At 31.2% G+C, this 16,439-nt stretch carries 10 protein-coding genes; 1 reads left to right on the top strand and 9 read right to left on the bottom strand.

Annotation, left to right across the window (positions count from 1 at the left end; genetic code table 11):
• Window positions 1-164 precede the first annotated feature (164 nt).
• The 5 genes from OCU55_RS19845 to OCU55_RS19825 all read right to left on the bottom strand — a co-directional run bounded on the left by OCU55_RS19845 (window position 165) and on the right by OCU55_RS19825 (window position 10,510).
• Window positions 165-710, bottom strand: a complete 546-nt coding sequence (locus OCU55_RS19845; RefSeq protein ID WP_261854031.1) for a glutathione peroxidase — start codon at window positions 708-710, stop codon at window positions 165-167.
• A gap of 262 nt (window positions 711-972) precedes the next feature.
• Window positions 973-5,781, bottom strand: a complete 4,809-nt coding sequence (locus OCU55_RS19840; protein WP_261854030.1) for a discoidin domain-containing protein — start codon at window positions 5,779-5,781, stop codon at window positions 973-975.
• A gap of 122 nt (window positions 5,782-5,903) precedes the next feature.
• Window positions 5,904-6,932: a LacI family DNA-binding transcriptional regulator gene (locus tag OCU55_RS19835; protein WP_261854029.1), complete on the bottom strand. Its 1,029-nt coding sequence runs from the start codon at window positions 6,930-6,932 to the stop codon at window positions 5,904-5,906.
• 315 nt (window positions 6,933-7,247) lie between these two features.
• Window positions 7,248-8,591: a glycoside hydrolase family 1 protein gene (locus tag OCU55_RS19830; protein ID WP_261854028.1), complete on the bottom strand. Its 1,344-nt coding sequence runs from the start codon at window positions 8,589-8,591 to the stop codon at window positions 7,248-7,250.
• Window positions 8,592-9,031: 440 nt separating this feature from the next.
• Window positions 9,032-10,510 carry a VanW family protein gene (locus OCU55_RS19825; RefSeq protein WP_261854027.1) on the bottom strand — a complete coding sequence of 493 codons (1,479 nt, stop codon included), beginning with the start codon at window positions 10,508-10,510 and terminating at the stop codon, window positions 9,032-9,034.
• A gap of 494 nt (window positions 10,511-11,004) precedes the next feature.
• Here OCU55_RS19825 and OCU55_RS19820 point away from each other — a divergent pair, with 494 nt between their 5' ends.
• Window positions 11,005-12,045, top strand: a complete 1,041-nt coding sequence (locus OCU55_RS19820) for a M42 family metallopeptidase (RefSeq protein WP_261854026.1) — start codon at window positions 11,005-11,007, stop codon at window positions 12,043-12,045.
• A gap of 64 nt (window positions 12,046-12,109) precedes the next feature.
• On the opposite strand, the gene OCU55_RS19815 is transcribed toward OCU55_RS19820, so the two are convergent.
• From OCU55_RS19815 to OCU55_RS19800, 4 genes are all read right to left on the bottom strand, one after another.
• Window positions 12,110-13,132, bottom strand: a complete 1,023-nt coding sequence (locus OCU55_RS19815; RefSeq protein ID WP_261854025.1) for a glycoside hydrolase family 25 protein — start codon at window positions 13,130-13,132, stop codon at window positions 12,110-12,112.
• A 460-nt stretch (window positions 13,133-13,592) separates the two neighbouring features.
• Window positions 13,593-15,122 carry a sensor histidine kinase gene (locus OCU55_RS19810; RefSeq protein WP_261854024.1) on the bottom strand — a complete coding sequence of 510 codons (1,530 nt, stop codon included), beginning with the start codon at window positions 15,120-15,122 and terminating at the stop codon, window positions 13,593-13,595.
• Complete coding sequence (locus tag OCU55_RS19805) at window positions 15,112-15,813, bottom strand: response regulator transcription factor (RefSeq protein ID WP_261854023.1); 702 nt, start codon at window positions 15,811-15,813, stop codon at window positions 15,112-15,114. Before OCU55_RS19805 ends, OCU55_RS19810 begins: the two co-directional genes overlap by 11 nt.
• On the bottom strand, window positions 15,759-16,421 hold the full coding sequence (locus OCU55_RS19800; protein ID WP_261854022.1) for a phosphatase PAP2 family protein: 663 nt from the start codon (window positions 16,419-16,421) through the stop codon (window positions 15,759-15,761). The genes OCU55_RS19805 and OCU55_RS19800 overlap by 55 nt, the downstream gene beginning before the upstream one ends.
• Window positions 16,422-16,439: the final 18 nt, after the last annotated feature.

Raw genomic sequence — 16,439 nt, 5'->3', positions numbered from 1 at the left:
TTTTTTTTAAACCTTTAGTGTTATTGCAAAGCTAAAGCTCGCTAATATAGTATAAATTTACAGAAAGGTCTACTTTACAAAATTACTTTTATATAAATAAAAAAACACGCTAATAAGCGTGTTTTACAATCAATAGAGCTATTTTACTGTCCTCAGAATACTTACTAAATCAATTTTTCTATAATTTCATTCATTTCAGATGGCTCAGAAGTTGGTTCGAATCTTTCAACCACATTACCATCTCTATCAACTACAAACTTAGTGAAATTCCACTTTACTGAATTTCCTTCTAGGAAACTAGGAAAATTCTTTTCTAATGCATCCAAAAGTATCTTTCCAATTGGATGATTCATGTTAAAACCTTTATAAGGAGCTTTTTCTGTTAAGTAATTAAATAAAGGATGAGCATTTTCATCTCTTACATCTGTCTTCTCAAATAATTGAAATGTAACTCCATAATTAATTTGACAGAAATTCTTAACCTCTCCATTACTACCTGGTTCTTGTTCTGCAAATTGATTACTTGGGAAGCCCAATACCTCAACACCTTGATCTTTATACTTTTGATATAGAGCTTCAAGACCTTCATATTGAGGAGTAAATCCACATTTGCTTGCAGTATTAACTATTACTAATACTTTACCTTTATAGTTTTCTAAAGATATTTCTTCTCCATCTATTGTTTTTGCTTTAAAATCGTAAACTGACATAACTTCTTTCCTCTCTTCATAAATATTTATTTTATTTTAAAAAATCAATTAAATACATGTTTTAAACTAAATTAACGTCAAACAAAATTATATTGAATACAATTAAATATTACTTGATTTAATTATATGCATTAATTAACAATCTGTCAACTGTTATATTGTATCTTATGTAATCTTGTTCAATACAAAGTATTAGCGTAAAATTATTTTAGATGTTCTAAATTTAAAAAGAGCGGCTGTACCCCAACCACTCTTTTTAATATTATTTAATCTTTTTCTTACTCCATAATGCATATAGAACACCTACAAAAATAACTAGTCCTGCAGAAACCAATGCAATATTATATAAATTAACTTTATTAGAATTATCTTTGGATGCTACTTTGTTGTTTTCATTATCTGAAACACTTACATCCTTGTTAGGGCTTTGAACTGTTGTGTCTTTCTTTTCTTCTGGATCAATAGCAATTGGCTTTTCCTCTTCCTTATTATCTGTTAACGCAATATCTTTTGGTACATTTCCAGAAGTATTTATATTTTTATTTGTATTCTGAACTATTACCTCTACATTCTTTGTAGGTGCATTGTTGTCAGTTGTATTTTTTTCTGGAATATTTACAATTGGATTATCCTTTTTCTTTTCTAATGATATAAATGCTTGCTGTAATGCTTTAACTTCGTCATCAACTTGTTTTTGTGTTGCTTCAGCATTATTATATATTGCTTTTGCTTCATTTAAAGCTGCTTCTAAGGCTTTGACTGATTCATTTGTATATAAGTCTTTTTCTACCAACTGAGTTTTCTTGATTTCATCATCTAATGCAGCTTTATCTACCTTCAAAACCAAATCATTCGTTGATACAATTCCGTACTGTGAAAAGTGAGGAGTTTTAAATTTAATAAATCCATTTTCCACTTTAGATTCGATTTTATGAAGATTTCCAGCTTCATCAATATAGACTATACCTAACTTTTTGCTTAAAACACTATCATCTAGTTTTAATGAAACTTCAACCTCTCCATCTAACTTATAAACTTCATTTTTTAATAGTAAGCTTAAATCATATACTTTTTCTAAGGTTGTATCTTTTAAGGCTTCTGAATTAACCTTATATATCTTTTCGACCACTTCTTTCAATTTTTCATTATCTAGGGCTTTTGAAGATAATTCTATGTCTTTAGGCAATTTCCCAGAAACGCTTACATCTTTATTTGGACTTTGAAGGGTTAGATCTATCTTTTCTCCTGGAACCTCAATAACTGGATCATCTTTTTTCTTTTCTAATGAGATAATCGCTTGTTCTAAGGCTTGGGCATCGTCATCGACTTGCTTTTGTGTAGCATTACCATCATCATATGTTGCTTTAGCTTTATTTAAGGCTGCTTCAAAGACCTTGACTGATTCATCTGTATATAAATTTCTTTCTACAAGGTCAGCTTTTTTAATCTCATTATCTAATGTGGCTTTATTTGCTTTCACAACAAGATTATTTATAGCTGCTTCTAATTGATTTTTTGCATTTAATATATCTGCACTTGTGGCAGCTTTATCTTCATATACCTTTGTGATATTGTCTAGAGCATTATGATATAATTCTATACTGCTGGGAGTGAAGGAGCTTGTATCTAAATCTTTATTCTGATCATAGTATTTTTTCAGTTCAGATTTTAAACTTGTTCCATAAACCTCGAATTCCCATAAGGAATAACCATATTGTCCAATTGGAACTATTCCTAGCATCTTCACATATCTTCCGGTTACTGGTTTTTCATAATTTAATTCTTTAATGCCAGCGGCTCCATCTGTAATATGCGATACATCTGTCCAGTTTTGTCCATCTTCTGAAACTTGAATTTTGTATTCTTTACCACAAGCACCTTCCCAATTTAATACAACCCTTGAGATATCATAAACTTCTTCTAAATCAACCTGTATATATTGTGAATTCACATTTTCACCTGGATGATCTTTACCTCTTTCAGATACCCATCTTGATTGATAAGTATCACCTTTGTTCTCCACACTTCCATCAAAGGCATATTTTGATTCTAACGTAAACTTAGACTTTGGATTTATATATTCTGAGCTTGCCTTTGAAGTTTTATTTAGAGCAATATTAACTTTTTCTTCTTCTTTTGCTTCACCATAAACATTAATTTCAAATATATTTATCCCATAATTTGTTCCACTAACTAACCTTGATTTATGTGAATTAATTTTTACATAGCGACCATACACTGATTCGCTAAAGTTAATTTCATCTTTTAAACTCACATCTGTTTTTAATTGCTTTATACTTTTCCAATTTTGGTTATCAGCTGATACCTCAATAGTATAATCATCTGAACATGCATTTTCCCAAATTATTTTCATGGCATCTATACGTGAGTACTTTTCTAAATCAATACTTATCCACTCATTATCTGAATTACGATTAGATGCCCATCTTGTAGATAAATCCCCATCAACAGCAAATCCTCCTACAAAGGTCGGTGCTTTAGATGATACAGAGCTTGTTGTAGTCGGTTTATTTAAGGAAAGGAGTTCCCCTTCATTCATTGCTACTTCTTTGATTTGATAACAATCCCCACTACTAGATTTCATGATAATTTTTATATAATTACACATTCTTGCGATAGGTATTGTTGTCTGCTTGCCATCTCCTTTTGAGATCTTTGTAACAAGTTCATAATTCTCGCCATCTTGTGATGAGTAGATTTCATATTGACGAGCATATTTTTCTCCCCATGAAATAGTGATGTCTTTTAAGTATTTATTTGATCCTGTAAGAAGTGAAATCCATTCCTCACCTTGTCCTTTACTTTCCCAATAGGTATTACTATTACCATCTAATACATTTTTAACGTAATGATTTACTGTAGAACTACTAGCTAAATATCTGTCATCTTGTCCTTCTGCCAATGTCTTTGATTGACCAGCATAAGGTAGAGCTTTTGAGATGAAAGTAGTTGTTGTTTTAGTACTGCTATATGATAATCCTACATTTACTATCTTATGATCTTCATTATCATTAACAGCTACAGTTATTTGCCTTGTACTTCCTGATTCATCAATGATTACACTACATGCTTGATCTACAGTTATTGTATAACCTTTCTTATATTCCAAAGCACCTGCTTTATAAAAATTAATTTGTGTTTGTTTTAATCCATCATGTCTAACTGCTTGCACATCTGAATTGTTTGCAACAACTGTTACAGGAATGTTGTTTGAATAGTTCTTTACTTCTGCTTCTGTTTTATTTGGTACAACAATATATGCATAAGAATCGTTTGTTGGTTTTACACCGTGATCAATATAGGCTGTAAAAACAGAATCAGCATTCTTTCTCATATCTTCTGGCCACAAGCTTGGGACATCTTTTTGTCCATCATAAGATACTTTAACCTTTGTATCCTTCAAGAAAACGTATCCAATTTTGTTGTTATATATACTTTTGGTTGTATATTCTTTTGCTACTGTTCCTAATTTAACTGCCTCACCATTAACTTTTAAATCACTAGCTTTACTTTGGTTTAAGGTTGTGTGAATAGGTGCATCATTTGTTGATGAAATATTTGATCCTAATGCAACAAACTCATCATCAAAGAAGAAATATCCTTTTTGCCCCTTCGTATTAGTTTTATCAAACTTGTATGCAGTTGCTCCATATTTTCCATTGCTTACACCAATATTAAACAATTCATTATTTTCAAAGTTGAATTTATTACTAATGAAATTAGGTGCTGTTACTCCTGGAGTATGTGTCCAATCAAATACTGGATACACTGATTTATATTCATCTCCATCTACAGTTATTGTTGAAGATGCAGTTGATGTCCAATAAATCAATTGTTGATTTGGTTTTCCAGCTTCATTCCAAGGTCCACGCCATTCTCCTCCAATAAGATTCTTAGAGTCCATCTTTATATTTACACCATATCCATCTCTCATATGTGATTCATACCCAGAACGCCACATGTAATAGTTACCGTTTTTACCATTTGAATTGTTTTTGCCTTCAATATTGTCTAAAATCTTCTGATATCCACTAGCACGTTTAGGATCTGCTTCTATCATTCTCTTTAAAGGCGCAATGTACTCTTCAGAATAATTATCATAGCTTAAGTCGTATTTGTATGGACGATATCCAAGATATAATTCCATGATATCTCCTCTAACCGTCCAGCTCGTACCACTTATCATATAGTTTGCCATTCTATCGACAACATCTTGGCTTACAGCAAAGTCTGTTGCTTTCAACATATAAATCCAATAACTCATATCTCTAAACATAGTCATTCCGTAACCATTTGAATAGAATTGTCTTCCATGCATATAGTAACTGTTATCAACTTGTACCGCTTCTTTTGTAATATCATCTAACTGAGTTGTTAAACAATAATCTAAATAATTATTAATCATATCTTTTAATTGAGTTTCATCTTCTTTAATGAGAGCATAATAAACATAGTTTTGATCAAACCATAAATTATTTTGACCAGAACCATATTTTACAGGTGTCTTTTCTAAAAGTTTGTTCAGAATAATGTTTAAAGCTTCATTACTTATACTACCTTCCATAAATAATCCAATTCTAGAAAAACGTAATTGAACACCTACTTGGTTTTCCCACCAATTTGTTGACCTTGGATTTTGTGACGCCCAATAAACTATAGCTTTATTCAACTTATCAACAGCTTCTTGTTTTTTATAAATCGAATTTCCTTGTTTATTGTAAGCTATGGCAATTGCCTGCATTCTATCTAATGCTAAATAAGGGGACCATGCGGCTCCATTTGCAGCATTATTGGTGGCTTCATAATCCACATCCTTAAAAGATCCATCAGGTTGTATTAGCTTAAGATAATCTTCTGCACGGCTTACATAGCAAGCCTCTACTTTTGATCCGTCATCAATTGTATCAAGCTTCAAAAAATACTCCTTAATCCTACTCTTGATTAAATTCATATCGTCAACATTTGTTGCTCTAGCAATACTCGTACCGTCAAAAACAAGAGTCATGATCATAATTAAAGACAAAACAATCCTACCAAGTTTTTTCATCATTTCCTTTTCCTCCAATAATAACATTTACTTTACAATCTTATTCTTCTTTAACTTCACTTGAATTTCAACGAGCATTTACTTGAAAGTTTTATGGTTTCCTAGGCAGTAAAAAAAGAGACCCATTAATCTCTAAGTTTTAATGAATCTCTTTCCACCACTTTCACACTTAATAGTTGCGTCATTGGTATATTATCTTTTCGGTGTATACGATCAATTAAATTAGAAACAGCAACTTGCCCCATTAACTCCTTTTGTACTTGGACAGTTGTTATTTTGGGAATTGACTTTTCACATAAGGGTGTATCATCGAAGCCAACAACACCAATATCCTCTGGAACTTTTATCCCCATATCTTTTAATGCGAATATAACAGCAAATGCGTTGGAATCATTTGCACAAATTAAAACCTCTGGTAGTTCTTTGGATTTTAAAATACTTATAATCTCAGAAATCTGATTTACTAATATGAATTTTTCTATCTCTTTCAAAAAAGAATATCGCTCAATATAACTATCTATCCCTTGATAATCTGTTATATTACTTTTAATAAGCGCCTGCTTATATCCTAAAAACCTATCTTCAAAACTAAAGGAATAATCCAAATCACCAAAGAAACCTATTTTCTCATAACCTCTTTGAATAACATTATTTGTCATCATATATCCACCTTGCTTATTATGAGTTAAAACACAATCACTAGGATCACATAAGGATGTAAAGTCAACGAGAACCACTGGGACACCAGTTTTCTTCAAAATCATTAAATTATAATCAGATATTTTTCCAACAACTAAAATCCCAGCTACCTTTCTTTCTAAAATACATTTAGGCATAGCAAATTCAGTATCCTCAAAATAATTCAAAATAGAGAAATAGCCAAAAGCCTTTGCTTGTTCAACAATAGACCGTAAAACAATTGAATAGAAATGTCCTGTATCAGCATAATAGCTTTGCATCAAAATACAAATATTAGTCTTTGATAGCACTGATAAGTATTGTCTTTTTTGATTTATATACCCCATTTCATCAGCAGTACGTAATATCTCTAAGCGCATCTCTTCGCTTACACCAACTTTATCATTCAAAGCGATAGATACAGCATTAATAGAGATTCCTAATCTATTGGCAATATCTTTCATTGTGACTTTCATAAGCTATTATCCTTTCTTTGTCTTTTGGGCTATGTTTAAAGATACAGTTAATTTAAATGGTTATGCAGGAGATGCTCTATGAGTGAACTATTAGAATTAAATGATTTTTTCAGATGTAGTGGCGTTAAAAAACTGTACTGTTCGAACGCAGTGAGTTTACAGTTTTAGCCATGGAATATGACAAAATCATATTAATTCTTTGCGTAAGCTCATTAAAGCATCGGATGACTAACCATTTAAATTTAACACGCTACTTTAACTATACCTGAAGTAACTTTAATCTTACTAAAAACTAATATATTATAAAGCCATATACTATAACTGTTCACCATTTGTCTCGATAACCTTCTTAAACCAAGCAAATGACTTTTTCTTGATTCTACGCATATCTTTCAAATCATCATTATCTCTATTAACGTAAATAAAACCATATCTCTTTTTCATCTGAGCACGACTACTGAGGATATCCACTGGTCCCCAAGCAAGATAACCTCTGCAGTCAACTCCCTCACGAACAGCTTCCCTCATCTCTGTAATATGTTTACTCATATAATCAATACGATAATCATCTATAATTTCACCATTTTCATCGATTTGATCATCATATCCAAAGCCATTTTCTACAATATAAATAGGCATTTCATAACGATCATATAACTGCCTTAAGGTAATTCTCAACCCAATTGGATCAACTGTCCAGCCAAACTTAGACATTTCTAAATAAGGATTCTTTTTAATCACAACATCATTTACATTGGTTAAGCTCTCTTCTCCATAATGAGATATGGTAGACATATAATAGCTAATAGCTAAATAATCTGTGATGCCTCTCTTTAAAATACCCAAATCTCCTTCAAGAATCTCAGGCATCATTCCTTCATTTTTCATATTAGCATAATAATACGAATTATAATGCCCCCTTGCAAAAACATCTAAAAATACATAAGCTTCACTCTGCGCTTTCATACTCTCTAAAGTATCTAATGGGTGACAGGTTTCTGGGTAACTTTGAACAATTGTGGCCATCCCCATAACCTTTCCACCTTGCAAATGGATATATTCATTGATTATACTATGAGCAATCAATGTATTATGCATAATTTGATTGTCAAACAGCTGTGCATTGATGTCTTCTGGGCAAATACTACCAAAGAACATTTTAGGACCTTTTTGTAATATTCCATTCTGTTCATTAAAGATTATCCAATACTTTACCTTATGCCCATAACGATCAATAATCTTCTTGCATAATTCCACAAAAATATCAACAACTCTACGACTATAAAAACCATTATATTTTTCATGTAAAAAAATAGGCATTTCAAAATGATAAAGTGTAGGAATAGGCTCCATCCCTCTTTCAATTAAGGCATCTATAAACTTATCATAAAATTCAAAACCAGCTTCATTATAAGTATTTTCATTACTCATCATTCTAGACCAGTCAATAGAAAAGCGATAAGCATTAAATCCCATTTCCTTAAATAAATCAAAATCTTCTTCATATCTATGATATGCATCGATGCCAGCCTTAAAGTCAGAGAATTCTCCTGTTGGTGTTAAATCGCAAACAGCTGGTACTTTTCCCCCTTCAATATAGCCACCTTCACTTTGATGAGCCGTAACAGCTCCCCCCCATAAGAAATCTTTTCTCAACATTTGTCTTTCTCCTTTGAGTTTTATTTATTGAATAATATAGTAAGAATCTATGTCATATAAATATCCTTTGTTTATATAGGCTTATTATGTCAATCATTTACTTGAATAACAACTACATTTTACTTGAAAAAAGTATTTTTTACTTGAATTATCCTTAAAAGACAAAGTTAATCTTCTCAGCTTACCTGTATTGGAAATTTTTATTTTAATAAATAAAAAAGTCGCTGATGCGACCTTCTCAGTGAGCTTTTTTAACGCATTTTCCTTTCCGAATGCATATGAGGAAAATTGGGCAGGCGAATAAATTTTATTTTTTACTGTATATACATAAAAACTTCTAAAACCATTGAAATATCTAGATTTATCGTTCATAAAAACTTTATACTTCTGTTTAAAGTAAAAAAAGTCATCCCAAAGGATGACTTTAAATTAGCTGTTTTTTATTGATTAGTTCCTGGTGTCGCTGAAGTTTGAGTTGCTTGAGCCGGTGGAGTTGTTTGTGTTTGAGTTGCTGCTGGAGGTGCAGCAGGTGGAGGTGTAGCTTTCTTTGTTCCCACCTTCATAACTCCATTTACTTTTTGGTATGTATCAGTAGCAATATTTTCTCTTGATACCTCTTTTCCACCTTGATAAGTTATTAGATAGCTTTTCACTTTATAACCAGTTACAGGTTTCTTTTCCCACTGAGTTTGACCTTCCGCAAGAGAACTATCCTGAACTTGTGATATTGTAGGTTCATACTTATCTAAAGTATCTGCAAATAATTCATAGGTTTTTCCACCCATTCCTGATACACTTCCATAAAAATTAACGTACACAGTCTTATTACTTGCATATGATTCTATATATACTGGAAAATCGTATGTATTCTTGAATTTGTAATCCAAAGACCCCCAATAAACAGTGGCATCTAATCCTACGGGCGAATAACTTGCTGGCATAGAATGATTATGTCTTTCTGTTGGCTTTATACCAGCTCTCATTGCAGCTCTATATAGTGTAGTTGAAACTTGGCATATTCCACCGCCAACTTCATCTTCTACCTTATCACCTTTAAATATAGCTCCTATTCCAAATCCTCTAGCTGTTGTTCTTTCTCCAACTGTTTCATTATAACTAAAGGTATCTCCTGGCATTAATAGCTTAGCATTTATAAATTTACTTGCTAATGTTACATTAGCTGATCTTCCTTCGTTTGAAGTTGCAAAACTAGTTGAAAAAGTTGAAATCTTGCCATCAATCTTTGCAAGCTCTGATTTAGGATACTTAGACTTAACTTCTTCTATTGGTGCCTGCACAACAGTTTGTTGTTCAATCTTGCCATTAATGTTAGTTTTAATCAACTTGTCCAATTCTTCGGCATTTACTTTACGGCCTGTTTGATCATCAGTAATATTTATATTGCCTCCACTTATGGAGATTTTTGCATCTACAGGGTCTTTATTTATTTTACTCTCAATTTGTTGTTCAAATGCCTTTATCTTGCTGTCATCATATTTAAACTCTAGAGGAAGATTCTTATTAGTCCCGTTTTTTATAATATCATTTTTTTGAAATAAAGATAAATTTTTTCCTTCTTCTAAAGCTTTTTGAGCTATTTCTTGAACATTAAACTGAGGATTTAAATTTGAATAGTCAAGCTCAAAGTTTTGGTCTAATGCCTTAACAACAAGCTTTTTTTGCTTTATTGTATTTGAAAAACTATCTTCTAATAGTTTTACCGCTTCTTCTTTTGTCTTACCCGAAAGATCAACGTTATTAACCTTTACGCCTTGGTATATCTTGTTATCCCATTTTGCAACTTGATTCTTTACAGTCATGGCGTATACACCAGCTCCAGATAATCCAATCACTACTACAGCTACAGTCCCAGCAACTACCATCTTTAACGTTTTGTTTTTTCCTACTTCGTTGCTCATATATTTTCTCCTTTCTTTTAAATGAACCACCTAAAAGTAATTTGACATATTTTCATCTTATATTAATAATAGATTATAAATGTTCTCAAATATTTAACAATTAGATTGGTATATCTTTTATGGTACTCCTAATTATACTATAAAAAAAAACATTAATAAATATACTTTTATTGTAAACTTTATATTTAGGCACAAGTTACAAAAATATTTTTCTCATATTATTTATGATGTGATATTTTTTCACTTTTATCATATTTTTTTAAAAATATTATTAAAGAATATACAAATCAATATAATATATATTGTGAGCAAATCTGATTTTTTTACTTTTACTTGGAAACGCAATAATTTTAGATGTATAATCTAAAGATGTACCAATTTAATCCAAAGTGTATTTTTAAAATTCCTCTAGATTCTGAGGTAAGAATTTGAAAATATAAAAAAACTAATTGGTACCTATATATAGAGAAAAAATTTTATTGGGGGATAAAAAAATGAAACTTGATTTAGATTCATTAAAAACTTACTTAATAAGCCTTCTAACCACTTCTAGCCCTACTGGATATACTGATAATATCCGCAAATACGTAATAACTGAGTTAGAAAAACTTAAAGTTAACTATATTGTAACTAATAAAGGCGCAATTCTTGTAAGCTTTGAAGGAGAAGATAAAAGCTTTGATAGAGTGTTCTCTGGTCATATAGATACTCTCGGTGCAATGGTAAAAGAAATAAAGAATAACGGTGCTTTAGAGCTTACACCAGTTGGTGGATTTATGATGACATCTATCGATGGTGAAAACTGCACAATAGAAACTTTAGATGGCAATTCTTATACTGGTACTATACAAACTATAAAACCATCAGTTCATATAAGCGGTGATGACGCTAGAGACTTAAAGAGAATAGCTCCAAATATGGAAGTAATAATTGATGAAAAAGTATTTAGCAAAGAAGATACTGAAAAACTAGGCATAAACATTGGTGATTTTATTTGCTTTGACTCTAGAGCTACTATAACAGAAAAAGGCTTTGTAAAAAGTAGACATCTTGATGATAAGGCTAGTGTAGCAGTCCTTTTGACCGCAATAAAATATATTTCTGAAGAAAATATTAAACTTCCATGCAACACACACTTTTTTATATCAACTTATGAAGAAGTTGGCCATGGAGCTAAGGCTGGTTTACCTGAAAATACAAAAGAATTTATAGCTGTGGACATGGGTGCTCCTGGTCCTGGACAAAATTCATCTGAATATGCTGTCTGTATATGTGCCAAAGATTCTTCTGGTCCTTATGATTATGACTTAAGAAAAAAAATTATAAATCTATGTAAAGAAAATAATATAAATTATAAGATAGATATATATCCACACTATGGTTCTGATGCCTCTGCAGCAGTAAATGCAGGCTGGGATATAAGAACCGCTTTAATAGGTCCTGGAGTCTTTGCATCTCATGCTTATGAACGAACTCACTTAGATTCCCTTGTGGAAACTCTAAAGTTGGTATTAAAGTATTCGCAAACTAAATAATATATAAGCACAGTAAAAAAATGCCCAAACTAATAGGGCATTTTTTCTTATTCTATAAGTTATTCTACTTTTCACCTTCACCAAATATAAAATAATCTCCATCAAAATAAGTTCCATATTGTAATTGGTCATCACTTCTTGTTGGTTGAATTAAAAATTTAGTCCTCTTCTTTGAAAAATCGCCATCAAAATCGAATGCTTCTATACCTATTTCTATAGGCCTTCCAGCCGGAAGTGTAAATTTTGATTTTGGTATAACATAATAAGTATCGTTTACTCCTACAGTTCCTGCATAGTTACTGTTAACAAATATATTGTATCCTAAAAGATCCTTATCTTTATTCTTTGTCCATGACACATATATATTTTTATTATCAGTTCTTGCATAAAGTCCTTTTACATCAGTTGGCGGCATAAGCATATCTATACTATCTGGTCCATAGTTCAAATCTACAGGAGGAGTAACTCCAGGAATATCCCCGGCTTCTGTATATTGCCATATACGCCATCTCTTCCATCCACCTATATCTGGTGGCACAGGTGGATTACCTGCAATTTCTTTATACATAGCAATCCATAGCGGCATATTACTTAATGGATATCCTTTTCCTGCTATTTTAAAATCATCATATAGATTTACGAAAAATACTCCTGTGTAAATCATAAGTCTTCTTCTTGTTTTACTTTCAAACCTTTTTCTAAATCTATCTACCCAGTTCACAAGCTGAGCAGTTGTAATAGATTTATTGGTAGGCGCTTCTACATCAAGTACCGGAAATAAGTCTCCATAATCTCCTTGACCAAATCCATCTTGAAGAACTCCGATAAAAGCATCACATTGGCTATCCGCTGTGGCATAATCTGCAGAAGGTAATGCATAATGATATGCCCCTACTGGAATACCTACAGACCTTGAGCCTCTTGCAAATTCAATAAACTTTGTATCAACTCTAAATCTACCTGACCCTGAACCAGATGCTCTAAGATAAAGAAAGTCTACAGTTCTTGCTAGGATAGCAAAGTTAACCCCTGACTTGTACTCATTTATATCAGCACCGAAGGTACTAAACATTGTTTTATTTTGCATAGTTCCTCCAACTATAATAATACTCATACCATTAGGATATTATAGTAGTCCAAGTAACGTTACAAAATAATAAAATTTTCTTTATCGTGTACCCATAATAAATTTAGGTGCTCCTACTACCGATACTTTGATGACCTTCGCAAAGAATTAATATGATTTTTTCCGATTAAATGTCTAAAATTGTATAACTCACTACGTTCGGACAATACAATTTCTTAACGCCATTTAATCTCCAAAAATCATTTAATTCTAATAGCTCGTTCATATAGTATCTCCCGTAGGAACACCTAAATTTATATAAAGATGTACTAGTTTAGAACTAACTATTAATTACAATAAAAAAGGATGGATATCCTCAAATTCAAGATTATTTTTAAAAATTCTACTGATACTGAGCAAAGTTTTTAAAAATACAACTCAAATTATAGAGTCATCCATCTAAAGAGTTTGCGTATAGAAACTATAATCTTATCATCACGGAGAACTTTATGTCATTACCATAGCATTCTGCCCAGATACGTCCACTATGAAGTTCTACGATATTTTTGCATATTGCAAGTCCAAGGCCACTACCACTTACATTTTCAGAGGTTCTAGATTCGTCTGCTCTATAAAATCTTTCAAACAGTTTTTCCAGCTTTTCTCTTGGTATATTTTCGCCCTTATTTTTTATAGATATAAGCGCATATTCATTTTCTTTTTTTAAACTTACAGTTATACTTGTATTCTCAAATGAATACTTTATAGCATTTCCTAATAGATTTTCAAAAGCTCTTAGCATTTTACTTACATCAATATTAGCTTCTAATCTTTCATCAGTAAAATCTTTATGTATTCTAAGTCCTCTTTCATCAAAAAGAGGCATAAGTTCTTCTATTAGCTGAGATAAAAACTCATTTAAGTTAACTTGCTCTTTATATAAGCTTACTCCCTGATTAGTTAATTTTGTATACTCAAAAAGATCTTCTAAAAGTATTTTTATTTTCTCAGATTTATTAAAAGCTATGTTCATATACTCTTTCATCTGGTCTTCATTTTCGTACTTTCCATCCTTAAGAAGTCCTATATATCCCATTACAGAGGTAAGGGGTGTTCTAAGATCATGCGAAACATTTGTTATGAGTTCATTTTTTGTCTTCTCAGCCTTTCTTTCTGCTTCAATTCTATTCATTATCTCTGAAGCCATATAGTTAATATTTTCCGCCAAATTATTCAGTTCATCTTTTCCTCTTCCATTTATTCTAAAGCTCAAATCACCTGACGCAATCTTCCTTAGCCCTTCTGAAATTTCCTCTATATATTTCATTTTTTTATTTGTTATATATATGAAACTTGTCACAAATACTATTACAGCTATGATAACGGCCATTATAGAGTTCGATGAATATGTTTGGTTGTACTCCATCCTAGCCTGTGGAGTTGCAAAAATGAATAGATAAAGTTTCTCATCTTTTATGTTAAGCGGATAAAATATTACAAATTCCTTTCCTTCAGTCCTGTATTGATTTTTATATCTATCAGAATAAGAATCCATAGCATATTTTATAGTTGCATAGACATCAACTGAATTTTGAATTACATTTTTAGTTTTGTATATAATTTTTCCATCTAAATCTGTTAATATCACCTTTTCATTTGCATCAACCCCATAAAACCTTTCTACACTTTTTTGAATATCACTAGAATTAGTTATAGCCAAATCCTTAGTATTTATCAAATAATTAGAAAACCTCTGAGCTCTATCCTGTATTTCGCTATCATCATATACAAGGGTGGCTGATTTATAATTATCCCGTAATATATCATTAGATATACCATAAGCTATAAGTGATATCAGAAAACAGATTCCAAAAGTAACTACAAGTTCGAACCTAATACTTCTTTCCATTCTCTCCTTAAAGATCTTGAATACTATTCTAACTGGTTTCATTATCTTCCAGTTCCATACCCATCTGATAAATCTAAACTTTAGAAACTTTTTACTTCTCAATTTTATATCCTACTCCCCAAACAGTTTTGATATATTTAGGCTTTCTAGGGTTTTCCTCAAGTTTTTCTCTTATCTTTCTTATATGCACCATAACTGTATTATCTGATTGTATAAAGCTTTCATTCCAAACACTCTCATAAATATTTTCTATAGAAAATACCTTCCCCCTATTTTCGGCTAAAAGAGCTAGTATGTCGAATTCAATTGGTGTAAGCTTTACTTCTTTACCGTTAATATCTATTTGATGTGTTTCTATATTAATTGTTAAATCTTCTATTTCTATAACATTATCTTTCTTTTTCTGAATTACATTATTATTTAACTTAATGTATCTTCTTAACTGCGATTTTACCCTTGCAAGTAATTCTAATGGATTAAATGGTTTAGTTAGATAATCGTCAGCACCTGTTGTGAGTCCAAAAATCTTATCCATATCCTCACTTTTCGCAGATAACATTATTATAGGCGTATTTCTTTCTTCTCTTATCTTCATACATGCTTCTATTCCATCAAGCTTAGGCATCATAACATCTAATATTATTAAGTCAACATCACTTTTTTTTAAAACTTCAAGTGCTTCCTGCCCATCAGAAGCTTTTATTGTGTCATATCCATCATTCTTAAGATAAATCTCTACTAAATCTCGTATTTCTTTTTCGTCGTCAACGATAAGTATTGTTTCCTTCTCCAATATCTTACACCTACCTCTTCCATGATATTCACAAAACTAAATACGCTTAAGGCTAGTATACTTCCTGCAACTGCATCTATAATTGCATGCTGTTTTACAAATAAAGTAGATAATATTATAGAAATCCCTACTATTTGAATTACAATTTTAAACCAAGTTTTTAAGTCTTTATTTTTCCACAGACATATCATAGTTATTGATGTAGTAAGAACATGTATACTTGGAAAACAATTGTACGGTCTGTCTATTTCATATATATTTTTTATTAAATTGCTTAAAATATCGTTACCAATAACTATAGGTCTAGGTACTGTAGTTTGAAAAACTAGATATATACATATGCAAATTAATTCACCTACACATAAACAAATTACATATTTATAATATTCTTTAGTATTATTAACCAAAAGATATAAAATGGCAAATCCAATAAAAATATACCATATATAATATGGAATTATAAACGCCTTAACAAAAGGTATACTTCTATCTATAGAAGTCATGAGGCTATGGACATTACCATTAATAGGTTTATTAAAATATTGGTATAACACTCCTATAAAAAAGTATGGCAGAACAAAAAGCGCATGTTTTAACTTGTTTCTCATAACAATCTCCCTAATCTT

It is taken from the genome of Clostridium folliculivorans (assembly GCF_024341905.1).
Lineage (GTDB): Bacteria > Bacillota > Clostridia > Clostridiales > Clostridiaceae > Clostridium_AR > Clostridium_AR folliculivorans.
The sequence above is the reverse complement of the archived record's forward strand: the minus strand, read 5'-3'. Positions and strand labels throughout refer to the sequence as shown.

Excerpts from the sequence above, each read along its gene's own strand:
- OCU55_RS19815 (WP_261854025.1), bottom strand. The coding sequence starts at position 13,132 with ATGCAAAATAAAACAATGTTTAGTACCTTCGGTGCTGATATAAATGAG.
- OCU55_RS19845 (WP_261854031.1), bottom strand. The coding sequence starts at position 710 with ATGTCAGTTTACGATTTTAAAGCAAAAACAATAGATGGAGAAGAAATA.
- OCU55_RS19825 (WP_261854027.1), bottom strand. The coding sequence starts at position 10,510 with ATGAGCAACGAAGTAGGAAAAAACAAAACGTTAAAGATGGTAGTTGCT.
- OCU55_RS19830 (WP_261854028.1), bottom strand. The coding sequence starts at position 8,591 with ATGTTGAGAAAAGATTTCTTATGGGGGGGAGCTGTTACGGCTCATCAA.
- OCU55_RS19820 (WP_261854026.1), top strand. The coding sequence starts at position 11,005 with ATGAAACTTGATTTAGATTCATTAAAAACTTACTTAATAAGCCTTCTA.
- OCU55_RS19835 (WP_261854029.1), bottom strand. The coding sequence starts at position 6,932 with ATGAAAGTCACAATGAAAGATATTGCCAATAGATTAGGAATCTCTATT.
- OCU55_RS19840 (WP_261854030.1), bottom strand. The coding sequence starts at position 5,781 with ATGATGAAAAAACTTGGTAGGATTGTTTTGTCTTTAATTATGATCATG.
- OCU55_RS19800 (WP_261854022.1), bottom strand. The coding sequence starts at position 16,421 with ATGAGAAACAAGTTAAAACATGCGCTTTTTGTTCTGCCATACTTTTTT.